This is a genomic window from Dyella sp. 333MFSha, from assembly GCF_900102405.1.
GTDB classification, from domain to species: domain Bacteria; phylum Pseudomonadota; class Gammaproteobacteria; order Xanthomonadales; family Rhodanobacteraceae; genus Luteibacter; species Luteibacter mycovicinus.
In genome coordinates this window covers 636,035-656,966 of record NZ_FNBR01000002.1, presented here as the reverse complement: position 1 = coordinate 656,966, position 20,932 = coordinate 636,035, and the positions used below count along the sequence as shown (strand labels likewise).

General features: G+C 64.8%; 14 protein-coding genes. 6 read left to right on the top strand and 8 right to left on the bottom strand.

Features of this window, described 5'->3' with window-relative positions:
• Positions 1-40 precede the first annotated feature (40 nt).
• Both BLT40_RS10255 and BLT40_RS10250 read right to left on the bottom strand, forming a co-directional pair.
• Complete coding sequence (locus tag BLT40_RS10255) at positions 41-2,215, bottom strand: primosomal protein N' (RefSeq protein ID WP_090352861.1); 2,175 nt, start codon at positions 2,213-2,215, stop codon at positions 41-43.
• A 371-nt stretch (positions 2,216-2,586) separates the two neighbouring features.
• Positions 2,587-3,759, bottom strand: a complete 1,173-nt coding sequence (locus BLT40_RS10250) for a DUF3667 domain-containing protein (protein ID WP_079522271.1) — start codon at positions 3,757-3,759, stop codon at positions 2,587-2,589.
• Between the two features lie 87 nt (positions 3,760-3,846).
• On the opposite strand from BLT40_RS10250, the gene BLT40_RS10245 reads away from it, so the two are divergent.
• Both BLT40_RS10245 and sppA read left to right on the top strand, forming a co-directional pair.
• Positions 3,847-5,235, top strand: a complete 1,389-nt coding sequence (locus BLT40_RS10245; RefSeq protein ID WP_079522269.1) for an MATE family efflux transporter — start codon at positions 3,847-3,849, stop codon at positions 5,233-5,235.
• Between the two features lie 146 nt (positions 5,236-5,381).
• Positions 5,382-7,208 (top strand): signal peptide peptidase SppA, encoded by a 1,827-nt coding sequence (sppA, locus tag BLT40_RS10240; RefSeq protein ID WP_255364013.1) that lies wholly within the window; start codon positions 5,382-5,384, stop codon positions 7,206-7,208.
• 71 nt (positions 7,209-7,279) lie between these two features.
• On the opposite strand, the gene BLT40_RS10235 is transcribed toward sppA, so the two are convergent.
• Entirely contained in the window at positions 7,280-7,495 is a 216-nt protein-coding gene (locus tag BLT40_RS10235; RefSeq protein ID WP_036117012.1) for a hypothetical protein, read from the bottom strand.
• Positions 7,496-7,542: 47 nt separating this feature from the next.
• Positions 7,543-8,343 (bottom strand): ABC transporter ATP-binding protein, encoded by an 801-nt coding sequence (locus tag BLT40_RS10230; RefSeq protein ID WP_079523092.1) that lies wholly within the window; start codon positions 8,341-8,343, stop codon positions 7,543-7,545.
• A gap of 46 nt (positions 8,344-8,389) precedes the next feature.
• Here BLT40_RS10230 and BLT40_RS10225 point away from each other — a divergent pair, with 46 nt between their 5' ends.
• Positions 8,390-9,172, top strand: a complete 783-nt coding sequence (locus BLT40_RS10225) for an SDR family oxidoreductase (RefSeq protein ID WP_043696263.1) — start codon at positions 8,390-8,392, stop codon at positions 9,170-9,172.
• 12 nt (positions 9,173-9,184) lie between these two features.
• Here BLT40_RS10225 and BLT40_RS10220 read toward each other — a convergent pair whose 3' ends face one another.
• Both BLT40_RS10220 and BLT40_RS10215 read right to left on the bottom strand, forming a co-directional pair.
• Positions 9,185-9,829: a DUF4124 domain-containing protein gene (locus BLT40_RS10220; RefSeq protein ID WP_090352856.1), complete on the bottom strand. Its 645-nt coding sequence runs from the start codon at positions 9,827-9,829 to the stop codon at positions 9,185-9,187.
• Positions 9,830-9,831: 2 nt separating this feature from the next.
• Positions 9,832-10,776 carry a DegV family protein gene (locus tag BLT40_RS10215; RefSeq protein ID WP_176809146.1) on the bottom strand — a complete coding sequence of 315 codons (945 nt, stop codon included), beginning with the start codon at positions 10,774-10,776 and terminating at the stop codon, positions 9,832-9,834.
• 164 nt (positions 10,777-10,940) lie between these two features.
• On the opposite strand from BLT40_RS10215, the gene BLT40_RS10210 reads away from it, so the two are divergent.
• From BLT40_RS10210 to BLT40_RS10200, 3 genes are all read left to right on the top strand, one after another.
• A complete protein-coding gene (locus tag BLT40_RS10210; RefSeq protein WP_036109821.1) occupies positions 10,941-11,726 on the top strand; it encodes an AMP nucleosidase in 786 nt (261 codons plus the stop codon).
• 129 nt (positions 11,727-11,855) lie between these two features.
• Positions 11,856-12,755, top strand: coding sequence for an EamA family transporter (locus BLT40_RS10205; RefSeq protein ID WP_176809145.1), 900 nt, complete (start codon positions 11,856-11,858; stop codon positions 12,753-12,755).
• Positions 12,756-13,185: 430 nt separating this feature from the next.
• Positions 13,186-13,536, top strand: a complete 351-nt coding sequence (locus tag BLT40_RS10200; protein ID WP_090352852.1) for a hypothetical protein — start codon at positions 13,186-13,188, stop codon at positions 13,534-13,536.
• Positions 13,537-13,981: 445 nt separating this feature from the next.
• Here the strand turns inward: BLT40_RS10200 and BLT40_RS10195 are convergent, their stop codons facing one another.
• Together BLT40_RS10195 and BLT40_RS10190 are read right to left on the bottom strand one after the other, a co-directional pair.
• A complete protein-coding gene (locus BLT40_RS10195) occupies positions 13,982-17,095 on the bottom strand; it encodes a TonB-dependent receptor (protein WP_143025868.1) in 3,114 nt (1,037 codons plus the stop codon).
• 510 nt (positions 17,096-17,605) lie between these two features.
• Complete coding sequence (locus BLT40_RS10190) at positions 17,606-20,662, bottom strand: TonB-dependent receptor (RefSeq protein ID WP_176809144.1); 3,057 nt, start codon at positions 20,660-20,662, stop codon at positions 17,606-17,608.
• Between the last annotated feature and the right edge of the window lie 270 nt (positions 20,663-20,932).

Below are 20,932 nucleotides of genomic sequence, written 5' to 3'. Positions count from 1 at the left end.
TGTGAAGTGACAGGCATCCGAAGGTATCGATTCAGTAATCTCAGTACAGATCGATCGGATCGACGTCCAGCGACCAGCGCACCTTGCGTGCCGCGGGCAGCGCGGTGAGCGCCTGCTGCCACGGCCGCAGAAACGCGTGAAGGCGCGCGCGTGTGCCTGCCTCGACCAGCAGCTGGCCGCGATGACGACCGGCTCTGAGCGGCATGGGGGCCGGCATGGGGCCCGCCACACGCAGGTCGCCCGGATCGCCCAGCACGGCGTTGGCCTGGCCGAGGAACTCGTCGACCTCCGCGCGGCCGTGCGCGTCGGCGCGCAGCAGCACCTGATGGGCGAACGGTGGCAGCTCGAGCAGCCGGCGCTCCTCCAGCAACTCCGTCGCCACCGCGCCGTAGCCGCCGCGAAGAAGCGCATGGAGCATCGGATGATCGGGATGGTGGGTCTGCAGCAGGACGCTGCCCGGCTTGCTTGCCCGGCCGGCCCGGCCGGCGACCTGTACCACCAGCTGTGCCAGCCGCTCGCTCGCACGGAAATCCACGCTGTGCAGGCCCTCATCCACACCGACGATGGCGACGAGCGTCAGGTTGGGCAGGTCGTGGCCCTTGGCCAGCATCTGCGTGCCGACGAGGATCGCGGGCTTGTCCTCGCGCAGGCCGTCGAGGATGTCGCCGAAGGCATCTTTGCGCCGTGTGGTCTCGCGATCGATGCGAACCACGGGCACCTCGGGAAACCGTTCGGTGAGGGCTTCTTCCAGTCGCTCGGTGCCCTGGCCCTGCGGGCTGATGTTGGCCGATCCGCAGGACGGACACACCGCCGGCACCGGCACGGTGTTGTCGCAGTGGTGGCAGATCAGGCGCCGACGGCCCGCGTGCAGCGTCATCGGTCGGTCGCAGCGCGGACAGTCCGCGTGCCAGCCACAGTCGTAGCAGAGCAGCACCGGCGCGTAGCCGCGGCGATTGCGGAACACGAGCGCCTGCTCGCCACGACCGACACAGGCGGCGACGGCGTTGATCAACGTGGGCGACATGCCGTGGTCGAGCCGCTGGGCGCGCATGTCGACGATCTGCACCCGGGTCGATTGCGTGGCGCCGGGGCGGCCGCGCAGCACCAGGCGCCTGTAGCGACCCGCGGCGACGTTGCCGAGCGTTTCCAGGGAGGGCGTCGCCGAGCCGAGCACCACCGGCACCCCGTGGGCACGGGCGCGCACCAGGGCCAGGTCGCGGGCGTGGTAACGGAAACCTTCCTGCTGCTTATAGGAGGCGTCGTGCTCTTCGTCGACGATGATCAGTCCGGCCGACGGCAACGGTGTGAACACCGCCGATCGGGTGCCCAGCACCACACGTGCGCTGCCGTTGCGGGCGCGCAGCCAGGCGCGCGCGCGCTCACCCTCGGCCAGGTTCGAATGCAGTACTTCGATAGCGACGCCCAGTCGCTCGCGCAGTCGGCGCACCGTCTGCGGCGCCAGGCCGATTTCGGGAACGAGCAGTAGGGTCTGCCTGCCCTCCGCCAGCGCGCGTTCGATCAGCGCGAGGTACACCTCGGTCTTGCCGCTGCCGGTCACGCCGTCGAGGAGGTAAGGCTGGAAGCCGCCAAAGCCCTCGCCAATGGCGGCGACGGCGGCGGTTTGTTCCTCGCTGAGGGCCGGGCCGGGGGCGGGGCTGTTCGGAGCGACGGCTTCCTCGATCTCCTGCCGTTCGACCAGATTGGCCTCGGCGAGCCGACGCGCGGCGGCCCGCCAGTCGGGCAGCGCCAGTCCCAGCTCGTCGGCGGCACGCGGGCCCCCGGCGAGGGCGTCCAGCAAAGCGGCGGAGCCACCCTTGCGCCGCTTCGCCTCGCGCGCCGCCTGCCCGTCCGGGGTCAGCGACCAGACTTCACGCCCGGTCGCGGGAAGGGCGCGCGGCTCGCGCAGGGCGAGGGGCAGGGCATTGGAAAAGGCCTCTCCCGGCGCGGCGGCCCAGTAATCCGCCGCCCAGGCCAGGGTGGCCATGAGCTCGGCATCGAGCAGAGGCGCATCGTCCAGTACCTCGCTGACCCGCTTGAGCCGTTTCACACCCACGGCGGCTTCGGCGGCCGGGTCCACCACGATGCCCACCATCTCGCCCTTACCGAAAGGCAGCCGCACGCGCGATCCCGCCCGCGCATCGCCCACCGCCGGCGGCAGGTAGTCGAACAGGGTGAGCAAAGGGACGGGTAAGGCGACGCGGAGAACGAGTGTCATGCCGGCCCTAGTTTACCGGGGTGTACCGATTTTGCTGGTCAATGATTGACCACGGCGCCATGGGTTTGGGACCTATTGAGACCTCCGGGAAGAGGAATCGCGAGTAAGTGCCCGCCGTCGGGAGGGTTTCGAGGTTATCCACAGGCTCTGTGGATAACTCTGTGGATGAGCTTCGGATGGAGGGGGTCCAAGGCGCATGGTTGGGCCCTCCGGGTTAGCTTGCGTACATTTTAACCAAGCTGAAATGTACTTATGAATCAATTAGTTGCAAATTGCTTGTCACGATCGTTCAGCGGGCGTCCGCAAAACCTTGACAAATGCGAAGGCGCCACTCCGCCTGTGCACAACCCTTCTCTGCTTAGGAAATAGTCCTAATGCGTCATGCCGATAACGAAGGCGACGGTGATGACGAAGAGCAGTAGCCAGAAATAGACGCTGCCTATCAGCCAGTACTTTACGATCGTCATGGGCCATCCCTGTCGATAGACGCGCTTTTGCATGATCAGCAGGTACAGCGGCATCCACACCCAGATGGCGAACTGGACCAGCCCGATCGCGCTGCCGCCGATCGCCAGATGCGACCGGACCGGCTCCTTCGCGAGCCCCAGCAGCGTCAGCGCAATGAGGGAGAGGAACAGGAAAGCGTGGCTGTGCAGGGCCACGATCACGTGTTCCATGTATAGCCGGCGGCGAAACGCGTAGAACACCTTCAGGATCAGGGCGAACAGCGGGACCATGACGAACATGGCCTGAGGCAGGACCGAAAAGAATCCCTCGAGGATGCGATGCATGGCCTCCTGACGCTGCGCACCGCCGTTGAGAACAGGGATCAGGTTGGCTTTGAAGTGGCTGAAGGCGGCGTCGAGGCGCCGGTTGACGGCACCGGGCAGCCAGGCGACGTCGATCTTCGCGTGGTTGCCGAACCAGCTGTCGACCCGCTCCTCGCCACTCCGTCGCACATCGGACGCCGGCTCGTCGGCCTGCCGTTCGATCGGAGGTGCTTTCAGTTCGGTCAGGCGCGTGTTGGCGGCGTTGCGAACGACGCCGTAGAGGGCGCTCATGCCCGCCCTGGCCGCGGCCGGGGTCTCCGGGTCATCCAGCGACTCATGGAGTTCGCGGACCTGATCCTTGTAGATCGCGTGCACCTCGTCCGGCGTTTTCGCCGCGGCGAAGGCGTCCATCGAATCCGCCGCGACGGGCTTGCCGTCGTTACTGCCGAACTTCGTGTCGCCGATGGCCAGGTGTAGCAGGAAAAAAGCCAGCAGGCAGAACACGAACATCAGCCGGAACGGCGCGATATAGCGCACCCGCCGCCCGGAGAAATACTCCAGGGTCAGGAAGCCGGGCTTCGTAAACAGCGGTGGCAGCGTATGGACGATGCGCTCGTCGAGGTGGAAGAAGATGTCCCCGGCATCCTCCAGCATGTGCGAGACCGGCTGGAGCACGCTTTTGATCGACTGGCCACAGTCGTGACAGAACGCGCCCCGCAGCGGCGCGGAGCAGTTCGCGCACAGCAGCGCGGGCGACGGCTCGAGCTCTTTCATTCCGTGAGTTCCCCATTGTCCCCTGACGGGGTCGGATCATCGCACGCGGCCCGGTACAATGGGCGGCCCACACGCCATTGCCCTCCCATGTCCTTCGACCGCGCCCGCGCCCGCCGCGAGATCGGCGCCACCGTCCGGTTGGCGCTGCCGATGATCGCCGCGCAGCTTTCCGCCATCGGCACCAATGTGGTCGATGCCGTGCTCGCCGGGCACCAGGGCGCGCATACGCAGGCCTCGGTGGTCACGGGTGCCAACATCTGGGTCCTGGCCATCGTCACCGGCATCGGCACCATGATGGCCGTGCCGCCCACCGTGGCCCAGCTGGACGGCGCCGGTCGCCGGGGTGAGGTCGGCGCGGTGTTCCACCAGGCGTTGTATATCGCGTGGGGTCTTGGATTGCTGCTGGGCATCGCGGTCTGGAACGCCTCGCCTTTGATGGACCTGTTCGGCGTGGTCGAATCCATGCGGGCCGACGTGCGGGCTTTCCTGCACGCCATCTGCTGGGCCGCCCCGGCCCTCACCACGTACTTCGCGTTGCGCGGACTCTCCGAGGGCCTGTCGATGCCCCGACCCTCGATGTACTTCAGCTTCGGCGGACTGCTCGTGCTGGCGCCGCTGGGCTACGTACTGATGTACGGCAAGCTGGGTTTTCCGCCGATGGGTGCGCGTGGCAGCGGTATCGCCACGGCGATCGTGCTCTGGCTGGAGATGCTTGGTTTCGGCATCTACGTCTGGCGTCACCGCAATTACCGCGACCTCAACCTGCGTCAGCGGATGGCGCCGCCCAGCGCGAAACAGATCGGCCAGCTGCTGCACATCGGCGTGCCCATGGCCGTGACCTTGCTGATGGAGGCGGGTCTGTTCGTCGCGGTGGCTTTGCTGATCGGACGGCTTGGCGAGACGGTTACCGCCGGCCATCATGTCGCGCTCAACGTGGCCTCGGTGGCCTTCATGATTCCGCTCGGCCTGTCCATGGCGATCACGGTGCGCGTCGGCAACGCGGCCGGCCGCCGTGACGCCGCGGGCGTGCGCTATGCCGGCATGTCCGGCATCACGCTGGTGCTCGTCACGCAGTTCATCTCCTCCGGCATCATGCTGTCGCTGCCCGGCCCGATCGCCCGCCTGTACACGAGCGACGCCGCGGTCATCGCCATGGCGTCCCAGCTGTTGATCCTCGCCGGGTTCTTCCAGTTCTCCGACGGTATCCAGGTGGCCTCCAACGGCGCCTTGCGTGGACTGAAGGACACCCGGGTGCCGATGGGCATCACGCTGTTCGCCTACTGGGGCGTCGGCATGCCGATCGGCTGGTGGCTCGCCTTTCCGCAGGGGCTGGGCGCGCGCGGCATGTGGATGGGGCTGATCGCGGGCCTGAGCATGGCAGCGATCCTGCTCTTCGCGCGGTTCTGGCGCAGCAGCGCGAGCGGCCGCTGGCGCGACGATCCCGACAACGCCACGCCTGTGCCAATCCACACGTGATGCAGGCCCTGCGACGCGCTACGCTGCACTCAATCATCAAGGAAATCGCTTAGATGTCGGATCGCTACGACGCCGTGCCGCCGCCCCTGCCGGATCACTCCCGTCCCGCGCCGTCGCCGCGTCGCGGTGGTGGCTTCGGTCGTTTCATGCGCGGCCTCGGCCGCGGCATCAACGTCACCCGCCTGATCATCATCAACGTGCTCTTTTTCGGTCTGCTGGCGGTGTTCCTGCTGGCGCTCTTCCTTGGCGGCCGGAACGCCAGGGTGGACGACAAGACGGTGCTGGTGATCGCGCCCGAGGGCGCGCTGGTCGAGCAGTACAGCGCCGATCCGCTGTCACGCGCGCTCAGCCGCATGTCCGGCGACGGCGTGAAGCAGGTGCAGGTGCGCGACATGGTCCGCGCCATCGACGCGGCCGCCACGGACGATCACGTCAGCCGTATCGTCCTGCGTCCGGACCGCATCCAGGCCGGCGGTTTCGCCGCGCTGCGCGAAGTCGGCGCCGCGCTCGACCGTTTCCGTGCGTCGGGCAAGCCCGTGCTGGTCTGGGCCGCCAATCTCGATCAGGGCCAGTACTACCTGGCGTCGCACGCCGACAAGGTCTACATCGACCCGCAGGGCGGCGTGATGGCCACGGGCCTGGCGAACTACCGGTTGTTCTACAAGGACCTGCTCGACCGCCTCGGCGTGCAGGTGCACCTGTTCCGCGTCGGCCAGTTCAAGAGCGCGGCGGAGCCGTTCATCCTCGATCACGCGTCGCCCGAATCGAAAGAAGCGGATGCGTTCTGGCTGGGCGGCCTCTGGTCCACCTGGATCGACGAAGTCGCCGCGCGTCGCCACCTCGACCCCGCCACGCTGCGCGATGACGTGGACGGGCTGGCTGAGCGCGTCCGCGACGCCAGGGGCAGCCTTGCCGATCTCGCCGTCGAGGAAAAACTCGTCGACGGCATCGCCACCGAGCAGCAGTTCGTGGACATGCTGCGCAAGCAGGGCGTGCCGGCCGGCAAGAAAGAGCAAGGTTTCCGCCAGGTCGACCTGGGTGGCTATCTCGCCGATCGCGGCCTGTCCAATATCGACGTGCTGCAGACCGGCGATGGCGTGACCGTGGTCGTCGCCGAGGGCGAGATCAGTGGCGGCAAGCAGGCGCAGGGCACCATCGGCGGCGATTCCACCGCGGCGCTCATTCGCAGCGTGCGCAACGACCGTCGCACCAAGGCGCTGGTCCTGCGCGTGAATTCGCCGGGCGGTGAGGTGTATGCGGCGGAGCAGATCCGCCGCGAAGTCGAACTCACGCGCGAAGCCGGTATTCCGGTGGTCGTCTCGATGGGCGACGTCGCCGCGAGTGGCGGCTACTGGATCTCGATGAACGCGAACCGGATCTATGCCGAGCCCAACACCATTACCGGTTCGATCGGCATCTTCGGCATGTTCTTCACCGTACCCGACACACTGGCGAAGATCGGCGTGAAGAGCGATGGCGTCGCCACGGGCCCGCTGGCGGGCGCGTTCGACGTGACGCGTCCGCTCGATCCCAAGGTCGGCGTACTTATCCAGAGCATCATCGACAAGGGTTACCGCGACTTCGTCGGCAACGTGGCGAAGGCGCGCGGCAAGGATTTCGCCGCGATCGACGCGATTGCGCAGGGACGTGTCTGGACGGGCCAGCAGGCAATGGATCGCGGTCTCGTCGACAAGCTCGGCAGCCTGGAGGACGCCATCAACGATGCCGCGCAGGAAGCTCATCTGGGCAAGGACTTCAACGTGCGTTACGCCGAGAAGCCCATGGGCGCGGTCGAGCGTTTCCTCACCAATGTCGGCGACAGCGCCGAAACGCGTGTCGCCCTTTCGTGGGGCATGCGCCTGCCGTCCTGGGTGGCCATGCTGCCGAAGCTGGCGCCGGAGTTCGCGTTGTTCCGCACGGCGGAGGCGGGCAAGCCTAACGTTTACGCTTACTGCTTCTGTTCGCCACGGTGATGGCACGGCGATAAGGGCATCGCGCGCAAGGCGCGCTCCTACCCGTAGGAGCGCGCCTTGCGCGCGATGTTTTATTGTTCCTGCGCCTTCAGCGCCGCATCCTGCGCCTTGGCCTGATCGTCGACCGTCTTCTGCACGTCCTGCGCCTTCTTCTTCTGCGCCTCGAGGGAATCCCACGGGGTTTCGACGCGCGCCTGGGGTGCGGGCGGGGTCGGTGCCGGCTGCGGCGGTTTCGAGCAGGCCGCGCAGGCAAGAACGAGCAGAACGGGCAGGGCGCGATGTGTCATGACGGGCATGTCCTCAGGGTCGGGCCGAGTCTCGCGCTCCGTGCGCTTCAGCGCAATCGCGCGCCGTAGAAATCGTTCACCCGGTCGACGTCCATACGCCAGCCGAACAGCTCGGACAGCCGGTCGGCTGCCAGCAGCTCGTCCTTCGGGCCCTCCCCGAACAAGGTGCCGTCACGCAGCATGACGATATGGCCGATCTCAGGGACGATTTCCTCGACATGGTGGGTAACCAGCAGCAGCGTCGTTCCATCCTGAGCGAGTTCGCGCAGCAGGTCGAGGAAGCGCCGACGCGTACCCGGATCCAGTCCCGCACACGGTTCGTCGAGCAGGAGCGCGCGGGGCCGGTGCACGAGCGCGCGTGCGATCAGGACGCGCCGGGCTTCGCCCGTCGACAGCGTCGATACGTCGCGCGATGCCAGGTGCGCCGCGCCGACACGCTGCAACGCCTGTCCGGCGCGCGAACGCATGTCGTCGGTCACGTCATGGTCGAGACCGAGCGTCATCGACGCGAAGAAGCCGGAGAGCACCGCGTTCAGTGCGGTCTCGCCGGATGCCTCGAACTCGCGCCGAAGGTCCGCCGAGACCACGCCGAGCAGCGAGCGAAGTTCCGCGACGTTCCAGCGGTCGCGGCCGAAGACGCGGATCACGGGCGACGCGTCGTCATGCACGAGCGGGTACAGGCGCCGCTCGATCAGCTTGACCAGCGTGGACTTGCCCGAGCCGTTGGGCCCGAGAATGGCGGTGTGCTGGCCCGGCGCGATCGTCAGCGACACGGCGTCGAGCAGCGCACGACCTTCGCGGATCACGGTGGCCCGGTCGATGCCGAGCAGGGGAGTCTGGACGTCCATCGTCCGAGCATACCTTGTAGGATGCCGACATCGAAGGAGACCACTCATGCATCCACGACTTCCCAGCTGGCGCCTCGACGGCCGCACCGCACTCGTCACCGGCGCGAGTAAAGGCATCGGCTATGCCTGTGCGCGCGAACTCGCGGCCCTCGGTGCCGACGTGCTGCTCGTCGCGCGCGATGAACTGGTCTTGCAGGAAGTCCGCGACGAGCTGGCCGAGGAGTGTCCCGAGGTGGAAATCCTGGGCATGGCCGCCGATCTTTCCGACCAGGAAGACCGACTCGCCGTCTTCGACTGGGTAGTCGACCTCGACGTTGACCTGTCGATCCTCGTGAATAACGTCGGCGGCAACACGCCGCGTCCGACACTCGACTATTCGCCCGACGAATACCGTGCGCTCTTCGAGCTCAACGTGTTTTCGGCTTACGAGATGAGCCGCGCGGCGTACCCGCATCTGATCCAGCACGCGAATGCCGCGATCGTCAACGTCGGCTCGGTCTCGGGCATCACGCACGTGCGCACGGGCTCGCCGTATGGCATGACCAAGGCCGCGCTGCACCAGATGACGCGCAACCTTGCGGTGGAATGGGCTGAAGACGGCATTCGCGTCAACGCGGTGGCCCCGTGGTACATCCGGACACAGCGCAGCGAGCCCGCGCTGGCCGACCCGGAATACCTCGAGGAAGTGCTCGACCGCACGCCGATGGGACGTATCGGTGAGCCGGAAGAAGTAGCCGGCGCCGTCGCCTTTCTCTGCCTGCCCGCGTCCAGTTATGTCACGGGCGAGATCATCGCGGTGGACGGAGGATTTCTGCGCTACGGCTTCTGACGTTCGCCGGGCTCAGCCGCAGGCCTGAAGCTGCCGGCGAAGCGATGCGTCCTTCGCTTCGAGCGGCGGCTTGTCGCTCTTGAACGCGTTGCGGATCGCCTTCTGGTTGGCATCGGCATCGTCGCGCAACACGCGGCAGGTCTCGTCGGGGCTCAGTGCACGGCACTGGTCCTGCACCCAGATGTAGTTGTTGTTGACGAGCGCGCCGACGCTGCCCTTGCCGCGGTTGAGCTCCGGTGCGGACGCGACCGCCGCGCGGCTGTTTCCGTAGGTATCACTCAATGTCCCCCCGAAATCGCCCACCACACCCGACGGTGCCAGATAAGGCTCCGGGTGGCCGTTGTGGCTGGTATATGGCTTGCCATCCGTCGCGCGGACGCAGCCGTACATGCGCGGCGGCAACGCAGCCGGCGGCGCCGGCGGTTCCGGGCTGTCGACGTCGTCGCGGGGCGGCGGTGCGCCGGGCATGGGAGCGACCTTGCCGTCAGCGGGAGCGGAGTCCACCAGCTGGATCGTCTCCTGACGCTGCGCTTTGGCGCACGGCGTCTGTTGGTAGATCGTCTGCCCGGCGGCGACACACTTGTATACCGTCTCCGCATGAAGCGCGGGGCCGGTCACCAGAGCGAGCATGGCGAGTGCGACGCGGGCAGGGCGCATGGTCAGAACTCGGCGATGTGGTCTTCGCCAGCCAGACCGATCGTCATCGCCCCTTCGCCGACGTTGACCATGCCCGTGATGCTCATGGGGCTCTCGAGGATTTCGACACCGGCGTCGCCGCAGATGCGCGTGAGTGGGTGATATCCCGGCAGGTTGCGCATGTCGTCCAGGTCACCGCCGTAGCTGAGTGACAGCGAGGGCACGAGCAGCCCGGCCTGGACCCGCTTGGCGGCGTATTCGAACAGCACCTGCGCTCCGTGCTCGAAACCACGGACCTTGCCGACCGGTCCGGTTTCGCCGCGGTGCGCGCGGAGGATCGGTTTGATATCGAGCGCGGTGCCGAGCATCGAGCTGAGAAAGCTGACGCTGCGATCGCCCTTGCTCCGGGCGCGCGAGCGCAGGTAATTCAGATCGCGCGGAAGCATGTAGCCGTACGAGCAATCGGCGACATGAGCGGCGCGTTCACGCACTTCGGCGGGTGACTTGCCCGCCTGGATCATCCGCACGGTCTCCGCGATGGCCGGGCCGGAGCCGGCGAAGATGTTGCGTGTATCGACCACCCGCATCAGGAAAGGCCCCGTGTGGCCCATGGCTTCACGGACCGGCCGGTAATTCTTCAGGATGGCGAAGCTGGCCTTGATCACGTTGTCGTGGATCGGGCTGCGCGTGGCCATGATCGTCAGGCAGACGACGCAGTCGAAGTCGCGGACCATGCGGTCGAGGAAAAGGTCCTGCACATCTTCAACCGAGCTTGCCTCGGTCTCCGCCGAATGACTGCGGCTACCCAGCTTCTGGTCGCGGAAGCGCTGGATTTCGGCAGGGTCGCGGTCGTCCTTGAACTTCTGGTCGTCGACCTTGACGGTGATCGGCATGACCGCGATGCCGTTGCGCTCCAGGAAGTCATGCGGCAGGTCACAGGCCGCGTCGATCGCCACTCCGATTCGCATCGGCACCACTCCCATTCACGGCTCGAGGCCTCGCGGCGCCCGAAACGCCCGCTGCGTTCCACTTCGCTCCGCTGGACCGGATGCTACACTTCGCCGAATGAATTTGGCATCTCCGCCGGCGTGGCGTCGCCGGTAACCGCGCCACCGGATTGTGAAGATCCCCCATGAAAACCAAGAACGAGATCGTCTCCAACTGGCTGCCCCGCTACACGGGCACCCCCCTGGAGGGCTTTGGCCGGCACATCCTGCTGACCAACTTCGGCCACTACGTCGAGCGCTTCGCCGCCGACCACGGCGTGGAAGTACGCGGACGCGACCGTGCCATGCCCAACGCCACCGCCGACGGCATCACCCTGATCAACTTCGGCATGGGCAGCCCCAACGCCGCGACCATCATGGACCTGCTCAGCGTGATCGAGCCGGAAGCCGTGCTGTTTCTCGGCAAGTGCGGCGGCCTCAAGCGGAAGAACGCCATCGGCGACCTGATCCTGCCGATCGCCGCGATTCGCGGCGAGGGCACGTCCAACGATTACCTGCTGCCCGAGGTCCCGGCGCTGCCGGCCTTCCAACTGCAGCGCGCCGTGTCCACCATGATCCGCGACCTCGGCCACGACTACTGGACCGGTACGGTCTACACGACCAACCGACGCGTCTGGGAGCATGACGAAGGCTTCAAGGACTACCTGCGTCGCACCCGCAGCATGGCCATCGACATGGAGACGGCCACGATCTTCGCCGCCGGCTTCGCCAATCACATCCCATGCGGCGCATTGCTGCTGGTCTCCGATCAGCCGATGATTCCCGAGGGCGTCAAGACGGAGTTCAGCGACGCGGCGGTCACGGCCAACTTCGTGGAGCGGCACATCAAGGTCGGCATCGAGGCACTGAAGCTGGTGCGGCGGCACGGGCGCAGCGTGAAGCACCTGCGCTTCGAGGACGAGCAGGACTGACGTCGTCGGAAGAAAAGGACGAGGCGATCACGCTAGACGATCCCGGGGCGAAATTTCAGAATAATCGTATTCCGGTCGTCGATCGCCTCCTTTAGGGTCGGCTTCCCCACCTCAGAAGGAATGACGGCCATGCGCGTGCGCGATCTGATGCTCGGCGCGCTGGTGACGGTGATCTGGGGCAGTAACTTTTCGGTGATCGAAGCCGGCCTGCGTGACCTCGACCCGTTTCTCCTCACCGCGCTGCGATTTCTGATGACGGCGTTGCCGTTGGCGTTCTTCATCCGTCGGCCGGTCGATGTTCCCTTGAGCGCCGTCGCCATCTACGGCGTTTTGTTCGGCGTGGGGCTATGGTTCGTGGTCAACCTCGCGATGTCGCAGGGCATGTCACCGGGGCTGTCGTCCCTCGTGCTGCAGTTCAGTGCGTTCTTTACGCTGTTGCTCAGCGCCGCAGTGCTTGGGGAACGAATTCGCGCACCGCAAGTCGCGGGCATGGTGCTGGCCGGTGGCGGCTTGCTGCTCGTAGTCGGCTATACGAAAGGCGCGGCGACGACGCGTGGCGTGCTGCTGGTATTACTCGCCGCAGTCAGCTGGAGCGTCTGTAATCTGATCGTGAAACGACATAAACCCGCCGATATGCTCGCCTTCATCGTCTGGTCGAGCGCATTCTCCGCCCCGGCACTGCTCCTGCTGACATGGCTCGTGCGTGGCTCGGCTCCGTTCGTCGTGCTGAGTCACGGCATTACCTTTCCCGCCGTAGGATCCATTCTCTTTCAGGCATACGTCACGACGATCTTCGGCTACTTCATCTGGAACACGTTGATGAAGACCTATCCAGCAGCGACGGTGGCTCCGCTGTCGCTACTGGTGCCGGTCTCCGGCATCGCCACGTCGTGGCTGGTCTTCGACGAGCACTTCGCATCCGGCGTATGGCTCGGCATCGCGGTGATGCTCGCAGGTGTCGTCGTCTTCGTCCTCAGTCCACGCTGGGCACGCGCCCCGGTGATAGCCAACCCCGTTGGCGAACGCTGACGATTGCGAAATCGGTCCAGATTCTCAAGACAACCGGCAATCGTTTTTGCTAGCTTGTATCCGTTGCCTGCGGAGTAGCGATCCACGCGTCGCAGGCAACCATCGCTCAAAGCGGTGAGAAGCGCGGACCAGGGGTGTTGACGCACCACAAGGTCCGCTGACCCTAATCAACAACACAGGTTGACCATGGCTATGCCAAATACTAAGGCATTCTCACGCGTGCCGCTTCCCGGCGGCACTCCCCTCAACGGTTACCGAGCCGTCTGCCGATCTCGCAAACACGGTTGAAGAACCGCGGCGCTGGCCGTTGTCAGTTGAGTTTTTTCTTGCCGTAGCTATCCGGCACGTTGCCGTGTGGGCGGAAGACAGCGACTGCCGCTGCGAACCACTTCTTGAACACACCGCCCGGCGTCCGGTCACGGACAGGCCGATGAGGCTCATCGTGCGAGCGATGGTGGCACGCCTTTGCGTTTTGGCGTGCCACAACTCGGGGCTGCGTGCGGCACGCATGGAGATGACTATGGAAAAGTTTGGAACGGTTGGCGAAGGGAGTTTTTGTATCGACCCCGATGTGGGCGTCAATGCGTTGTTGAATGACGCTAACGAGTTGTTGCAATACGCGCGGGGCATCACGGATCTGGTTGTCGAATCTCTGCAGGAAGACGAAATTCCCGAGCGTCAGCGCACGTTGCTTGCGCTGGGTGGTGTCGGTGCGCTGATTACGATGGGTGTGCAGTGTGTGGCGCGGGCGCACGCGAAGATGGAATGGGATAAGGTTTGATGTTGGTGCACCGCTGGCATGGACGGACGAAATGCATCGTTCGAGATGTCGACCGCTGAGGGTTCGCGAGCAGGCTCGCTCCTACATGAGCCAGGTGGCGTCAGCGTTCGGGGGGCGTCGGCGTCTGCCGTTCCTGGAGCGATTCCGCACGGAGGCGAAGGCCGGAGGAGGACTTAGCGACAGGAATGGCAGACGGCGACGCCCCTTGCCGCAAGGCCAGGCTTTGAAGCGACCGCGAAGGCGAAGCCGAGCCAGCCCGAAGGCACCCTCTTCGTCGCTTCGTTGGCTTTCGCCCGCAAGACGGGCTCCTACAGGAGCGGTGTCCGCAGCCACTCCTGCCGCGAGGCGAAAAAAAGCCGCCCGTGGGAGCGGGCGGCGATTCCGGGGAGATTTGCAAGGCGGCGCGTCCGGGAGGAACGCGCGCCCTGTCTTCTTGTGGTGGAGCTTAAAGCGAGAAGTCGTACTCGGCCGACAGCTGCACGTAACGCGGCTGCTGGAAGCTGGTCGGGATCTTGTACGTGGTGTCGGACAGCGAATTGCCGTTGTTGTCCTCACCCACTTCGTTGATCGAGGTGGTGTGCTGCTTGTTGAAGATGTTGAACACGTTGGCCGAGATCGTCACGCCCTTCGCCCATTCCGGCTTATAGGTCGCGTTGAGGTCGATGTTCCAGTACGTCGGCGTGCGACCCACCGAGCCGCGCTTCACGACCATGCCGCTGCAGTAGAGGTAAGCGCCGCCGCCGTAGCCACCGATGGTGCCGTCGATCGGGTTCAGGCCGTAGCAGTTTTCCGGACGACCGGTCTGCACGATGCCGTTCGCGCCGACGAGCCACTGGTTGTTGATCTGCCAGGCGCCATAGATCTTGAAGGTGTGCTTGCGATCGTTCGGGAGGTAACCGTTCGAGCCGGCCATGATCTCCGGATAGTCGAACAGCTCGGTCGTGCCGGTGTCGGCCTGGCCGTTGGACGAGTCGACGCCACCTTCCGAGTTGCCACGGGTGTGCGACCACACGTACGAGGCCTTCATGTACCAGGTGTTGTCGAAGTTGCGCTCGGCGGTCAGCTGCATCGCCATGTACGAGCGCTTGTAGCTCGGCTCGCCCACGGCCGAGCCCGGCAGGTGGATGTCGTACAGCGTACCGGTCGCATCGACCGGCGTGCGCAGAGTCACCGAGCTGCCCGGGTTGAAGATGTAGCACCCCGGTACGTTCGCAGCGGCCGGCGAGAGGCTGGTCGTGTCGAGGTTCAGTCCGTACTGCGCATTGGCGGCCGCGGCGATCGGACGGAAGTCGCAGGAGTCGTCGATACCCGTGAGGATCTTCCGGTAGATCGCCTTGGCGCCGAACGTCCAGTCGGCCACCTGCTGTTCGGCACCGAGGATGAACTCGCGCTGCTTGAACGGCTTCAGGTCCTTGGTGGCGACGGCGCCTGGGTTGGGTACGACGCCGGCTTCCCCATTGGAGTACTGGGTCACGGCACGCGCAGGATTGGCGGCTGCGTAGGCATCCGACACCGGTCCCAAACCCGTCGGCGCGCCGGTGACCGGATCGATACCCGTGTAGCTGAAGTAGCGGATCTGGTACAGCGAGGCGGCGGCGCCACGCAGGGCCACATTGCCGTCCAGCGGCAGCGAGTAATCGCCAGCGCTGCCGTAGACCTTCAGCGTGGAGTCGCCATGGACGTCCCACGAGAAGCCGAGTCGCGGCTGCCAGCTGTGCACCTGGCTGACATAGGTCTGGCCGAGGCTGTTGGTGTTGTTGAAGCCATCGTTACGCACGCCGATGCGGGCGACGAAGTTGTCCGTGATGTGCCAGTTGTCCTGCAGGTAGTAGGACTTCTGCGTGATGCCGACCTTCGCGCCCGTGGCGAACACCGCCTGCTTGACCACGTTGTCCGCCGGGTCGATGCCCGGGGTATGACCCAGGATGTCTTCGGGGATCGGCTGGTAGGTGTAGACCGAGCCACCCTCGTACGCCGTGCCGGTGTCGGTGGTGAAATGGTCGCGTGCCCAGCCGGCCTTCAGCTCGTGATCGCCGATGTGGTATTCGAAGTCGATACGACCGGCATTGCGCTTGTCTTCGCCGTTAGGCGTGGTGAGTTCGCCCGCGGAGGTGAACGAGCAGTGCGGCGCGGCAGGCACCGAGCCGGCCACGACCGGCGAGCGCTGGTCGACGATCGTCGGGCAGCCCGGCGAGTTCACGGCGTTGAAGATGTCGCCATCGTACTCTTCGACCGTGCCATCGGCTGTCGTCGCGCGCTCGACGCGCTTGTTGGTGCTCTTGCCGTACTGCGCCGAGATCGTGAAGTCATCCGTGATGTAGCTGGTGTACTTCAGGATGTTGTTCATGCCGCCGGTCTTGTCGTACTGCTGACCGAGGTAGTCGCCACGATGCGGCTGACCGTTTTCGTCGTAGTTGTAGCCGTAGATGCTCTGCTGCGTGGTGCTCGTGTCGCTGAAGCCGGTGTATTCGAGGATGTTGCTCTCGTTGATGTTCCAGTCCAGCTTGACCAGGTAGCGCGGATCCTTGATCGTGGTCTTGTTGAAGCTGCCGCCACCGGTGGCGTCGCCATAATGCTCGTCCGCCGTGCGCGTACCGCCGACGAGGGCGAACATGAACAGCTTGTCCTTGATCAGTGGGCCGCCGAGCCAGGCATTCCAGCGCTGGCCGAAGTCGGTCGCGTTGCCGCTGCCGTTGTTACCGATCACGTAGTTGCTGTTGTGACGGTTGTTCTGGTTGAGCGCGCCGTTCTGCAGGTAGATGTTCGGTTGGTTGGCCTGCAGCTGGTACGGGTTCCAGGTGAAGTCGATACCGCCCTTCCACTCGTTGGTACCGCGCTTGGTGTTGACCGAGATCACGCCGCCGGTGGAGTTGCCGTACTCGGCGCCGTAGCCGCCGTCCTGGATCTCTTCCTGGTCGATGGCCTCGAACGGCACCTGCGCGTAGGTCAGGCTCTGGAAGAAGTTGGTGACGTTGAAACCGTTGACGTAATAGCTGTTCTCGGCAACCGAAGCGCCGCCGAACGAGGCCAGGTTACCGAAGGCGCTGTCGCCCTTGGTCGCGCCCGGGGCGAGAAGCGCCACGGCGGTCTGGTTACGTGCGAGCGGCAGCTGCTTGATCTGTTCGGCCGTCATCACCGTGTTGGTCTGACTGGACGTGATGTCGATCGGCGGCAGCGCGTTGGCGGTCACCGAGACGGTGGTCAGGTCCTGTGCGCCAGCGGCGGCAGCGGGTGCGGCGAGGTTGAGGTTGAAGCCCTGGCCCGCGACGATGGTGATCGTGCGCGTCGTGCTCTGACCGCCGGTGGTCGAGGTGATTTTGTAATCGCCCGGCGGCAGCGACGAAATGTTGAAGCGGCCGTCGCTACCGACGGTGGCGCTGCGGCTGAGGCCGCTGCCGTTGTTGACGGCGGTGACCTGGGCACCGGCGTCCGCCGTGCCGTAGACACCGCCGACGGTGCTCTGTGCGAACGACGCGGCGCTGACGATGCCGAGCCCGACCGCGATGGCGAGCGAAAGCGAACGCCGCCGTGAGCGGTCCGATGAATGACGCAGCTGCATGTAGATCTCCCCGGCCACTGGCCAAATGCTTCAAGCCGCGCCGCCGTCGGCAGAGGGCGGTCGCGGAGTCGTGACTCAATCGAAATGGCCGTCCGGGCCCCTTGGTGGTGTCGACATCCTCCGCATCGAAACACCGCCTGTGCGACTTAACGAAACCGCAACAAGCATGGCGAAGCTAAGGCGCGGCGAGGGATGCACTCAAGGGGAGTTGCATGAACGAAATACCTTGCCCCGCTTGCGCGCGGTCGAATCGCAAGGGTCTTGCGCGTGCGCAAAGACATGCATCCGCGTCCAGGCGGGCGTTCGTCCGTGTATGCGCGTAAGAACACGTCGACGACGTTATCGCGTGGATGAAATAAGTTTCATCAAAGCAGAATTCTGCGTAAGCGTTGCGAGGCGTTTTCAGCTTTCAACCGGCTTTCAGTCAGCTTCCATATAAAAAAAGGCCGCTCAGGGAGAGCGGCCAATATCCGGGGAAACTGCTTCTTTTGTTGTTATGTCGTTATCGAATCAGAGCGTGAAGTCGTAGCGCGCGCCGAGGCGGACGTAACGCGGGTCCTGGAAGGAACGTGCGCGCTTGTACTGCGGGTTGGGATCGCCGGAGGGCAATTCGCCGACTTCGTAGTACTGCGTGACCTGCTGCTTGCCGAGCAGATTGAACACGTCGACCGTGAAGGACAGCTTGTGGTCGGCGAACAACGGCTTCCAGGCCGCGCTCACGTCCATGGTGTACGTCCAGGGGGTGCGGCCTTTCGATCCACGCGGCGACGGCTCGCCGTTGCACCAGAAATACGCGTTGCCGTAGCCGTAGGGATCGCCACCGGCCGAGGCCGGGCGGGTACCGATACAGCTGACGGGCGCGCCGGAGCTGATGCGCGTGACGGTCGAGAACTGCCATTCGTCGGACAGGACATACGTGCCATATACACGGAGCTGATGCTTGTGATCGTTCGGCAGGTCGCCGTTGGTGTTCTCCATGATGGCCGGGAAGTCCCAGCTCTCGGTGGTGGACACGTCCGCCTGCACGATGTCCGAATCCAGCTGGCCCTCCGAGTTGCCGTAGCTGCGAGAGAACGTGTAGTCGATCTTGCCGTACCACTTGTCGGCAAACTGATGCTCGGCGTACAGGTCCAGCATGTAGTACGAGCGCTTCGGCTTTGGCTCACCAATATCTTTCGCCGATAGCGGAATATCGATGTACTGGCCGTTTGCGGGCGAAACGACAAACGTGTTTGCGCGCCCGGGGTTGTACAACCAGCAGCCGGTGCTACGTCCGATACCTGCCTTTACCTCGTCGCTCAGCCCGTTCGCGTCGCCCCACGCCTGCAGCGGTGCCGAGTCGCACGTGTCGTCGATCAGGCTACGAAGCTTGCGGTACATGCCTTTGGCGCCGACCACCCACGAATCGCCCAGCTGTTTGTCGAAACCGGCGATGTATTCGTCCTGATAGTAGGAATGCAGCTGCTTCGACGACACCGTTTTGGCGTCCGGCGGTGTGCCGTTGGCTCCGTTGAGATAGTACGTGCCGGAATAGGCGCCACTGATGAGGCCGGTCGGCGTGCCGTTGGTCGGGTCGATGCCGGTGAAGCCATAGTAGTTCGACGGATACGTGGACGGGCCGGCGCCGCGGACGGCGACCGACGTCGGCAGGCCGAGATGGTAGCGGCCCGCGTTCGCGTAGACCTTCAGCGAGCTGTCACCGTAAACGTCCCATGAAACGCCCAGGCGCGGATCGAGCTGATGGCGCGAACGTGCATACGCCTGGCCCAGACCGTTGTAGTTGGAGAACTGCTCGTTACGCAGGCCTACGTACGAATGCCAGCGGTCGGTGATCTGCCAGTTGTCTTCGACGAACTGCGAACGCTGGTTCGTGCGAGCCGACGCACCCGTCGACAACGCCGACGACTCGACATAGTAACCATTCGGGAAGTCCGCGGGGTTGTACAGCGCGGGGTCGAGACCGAGGTTGGTCAAGCGCTGCTGGATGGAGCTTCCGTCGCCGATGTCGTTATAGGTGTAGTTCGTGCCACCGACAGGAATCGCGCCCCACGTCGCGCGCAGTACGTAGTTATCGACGCCGGCGCGCAGATCGTGATCTCCGATGCGCCATTCGATATTTGCGCTCCAGCCCTTGGTGCTGTCCTTTGCGCCGGGATACAACGTGGTGGTGGCGCCGACGGTGCAACCGGTCTGGTTGTTGCCGGAGAAGGCTGCGCGCTGGTCGAGAATGGACGGACAGGTGACACCCGTAGCGCTGCCGACCGTCTGTTCATGATCGGAATGTGCGCGGCCATACATGCCGTTGATCGTGAGGTCGTCGGTCAGGTAGCCGGTGTAGTGCGCGATGTAGGTATCGCCACCCGGTGTCCCGTTGGTCTGGGTGCCGTTGTAATTCTTGGTGTACTGGTGGCCGAGATACGCGCCCTGGCCCGTTTGGTAGCTGTAGCCGAAGATCGATGAATCCGTCGTTTCGCTGTCGCCGATGCCGGTCAGTTCGAGGATGTTGTTGTCAGTGATGTTCCAGTCGAGCTTGGTCAGCCAGCGGGTGGTTTTGGCGGTGTCACGTTCCTGATCGCTGACCGTGCTGGGGCCGGTGTAGTCGCCGGTCTGCTTGATCCAGTCCGCGGCGGCAAAAATGAACAGCTTGTCCTTGATCAGCGCGCCGCCGAGAGAGCCGGAATACTGCAGATTGTCCTGATTGCGCTGTGCGTATGCATTACCTTTTTGAAACAGGGTTCCATCTTTCAGATAGATATTCCGCGGGGTCTGCTGAAGCGAAGACGGGGACCAGAGAACCTGGACATCTCCCTTCCAGTCGTTCGAGCCACGCTTGGTGACGACGTTGATCACGCCACCGGTCGAGCGGCCGTACTCCGCACCGTAACCACCGATCAGCACCTGCTCCTGATCGATCGCGTCGTAGGGCAGCTGGCGCGAGCTGACTCCGGTCAGCGGATTGGTGACCTGAAAACCGTTGATGTAGTAAGCGTTCTCGGAAGCGGACGAGCCGCCGAACGAGAGCGCGTTGCCGTAGCCGCGTGCCGCGGGCGTGGTGCCCGGTGCGAGCAGAGCGACCGAGCTGATCGACGTGCGCGCGATGGGCAGCTTGGACAGCTGATCGGCGGTGAGCACCGTGCGCGAGTCGACCGAGCTGACGTCGATGCTCGGCAGCGCGTTGGCGGTGACCTGCACGCCGCCGAGGCTGGTCGCATCGCTGCCCGCCGGCGCGGCTGAGAATGAAATGTCGGTACCCTGGCTGATCTGGGTCTGTACGCCCTTGTGCGAATCGACGGTCGTGCCAGCGTGTATCAGGGTGACGTCGTAAGTGCCGATCGGCAGCGAGTTGGCGCGATAGCGACCGCCCGAATCGACGGTGATATCGCGGCGCAGGCCGGTGTCCTTGCTTTCGATATGGACGACATCGCCAGGTGTGGCGGAACCGAAAATCGAGCCGGTGGCGTTGCTCTGTGCGAGCGCGCCACCGGCGGCTCCGGCGGTGACCGCGAAGGCGACGGCAAGGGCGAGCTTGCGGCGTGCCGGGGCGGTGGAACGGGTGTGGTGCTGCATGAAAACGACCCTCCTGATGTAACGCATGACGAAAACCGGGACAAGGAACCCCTTACCCACGCGGCACGTGGGCAGGCCGCCTTTTCGAGGCGGTGGAATCACCGGAATGGAAAGAATGGTTGTTCGGCCGTACGCCTCTTAGCGGGCGCGCGGCGTCACGTCGTCAATCGAAAAGGGGTGCGAGCGAGCGCGTGTGGTGCATGTCGGTTCTCCCCAAAGAACTGCAAATGTCGTCCCTTACCGCAAATCGCCGCCGCCCGTTACGTCCCC

Excerpts from the sequence above, each read along its gene's own strand:
- BLT40_RS10255 (WP_090352861.1), bottom strand. The coding sequence starts at position 2,215 with ATGACACTCGTTCTCCGCGTCGCCTTACCCGTCCCTTTGCTCACCCTG.
- BLT40_RS10250 (WP_079522271.1), bottom strand. The coding sequence starts at position 3,759 with ATGAAAGAGCTCGAGCCGTCGCCCGCGCTGCTGTGCGCGAACTGCTCC.
- BLT40_RS10245 (WP_079522269.1), top strand. The coding sequence starts at position 3,847 with ATGTCCTTCGACCGCGCCCGCGCCCGCCGCGAGATCGGCGCCACCGTC.
- sppA (WP_255364013.1), top strand. The coding sequence starts at position 5,382 with ATGCGCGGCCTCGGCCGCGGCATCAACGTCACCCGCCTGATCATCATC.
- BLT40_RS10235 (WP_036117012.1), bottom strand. The coding sequence starts at position 7,495 with ATGACACATCGCGCCCTGCCCGTTCTGCTCGTTCTTGCCTGCGCGGCC.
- BLT40_RS10230 (WP_079523092.1), bottom strand. The coding sequence starts at position 8,343 with ATGGACGTCCAGACTCCCCTGCTCGGCATCGACCGGGCCACCGTGATC.
- BLT40_RS10225 (WP_043696263.1), top strand. The coding sequence starts at position 8,390 with ATGCATCCACGACTTCCCAGCTGGCGCCTCGACGGCCGCACCGCACTC.
- BLT40_RS10220 (WP_090352856.1), bottom strand. The coding sequence starts at position 9,829 with ATGCGCCCTGCCCGCGTCGCACTCGCCATGCTCGCTCTGGTGACCGGC.
- BLT40_RS10215 (WP_176809146.1), bottom strand. The coding sequence starts at position 10,776 with ATGCGAATCGGAGTGGCGATCGACGCGGCCTGTGACCTGCCGCATGAC.
- BLT40_RS10210 (WP_036109821.1), top strand. The coding sequence starts at position 10,941 with ATGAAAACCAAGAACGAGATCGTCTCCAACTGGCTGCCCCGCTACACG.
- BLT40_RS10205 (WP_176809145.1), top strand. The coding sequence starts at position 11,856 with ATGCGCGTGCGCGATCTGATGCTCGGCGCGCTGGTGACGGTGATCTGG.
- BLT40_RS10200 (WP_090352852.1), top strand. The coding sequence starts at position 13,186 with ATGAGGCTCATCGTGCGAGCGATGGTGGCACGCCTTTGCGTTTTGGCG.
- BLT40_RS10195 (WP_143025868.1), bottom strand. The coding sequence starts at position 17,095 with ATGCAGCTGCGTCATTCATCGGACCGCTCACGGCGGCGTTCGCTTTCG.
- BLT40_RS10190 (WP_176809144.1), bottom strand. The coding sequence starts at position 20,662 with ATGCAGCACCACACCCGTTCCACCGCCCCGGCACGCCGCAAGCTCGCC.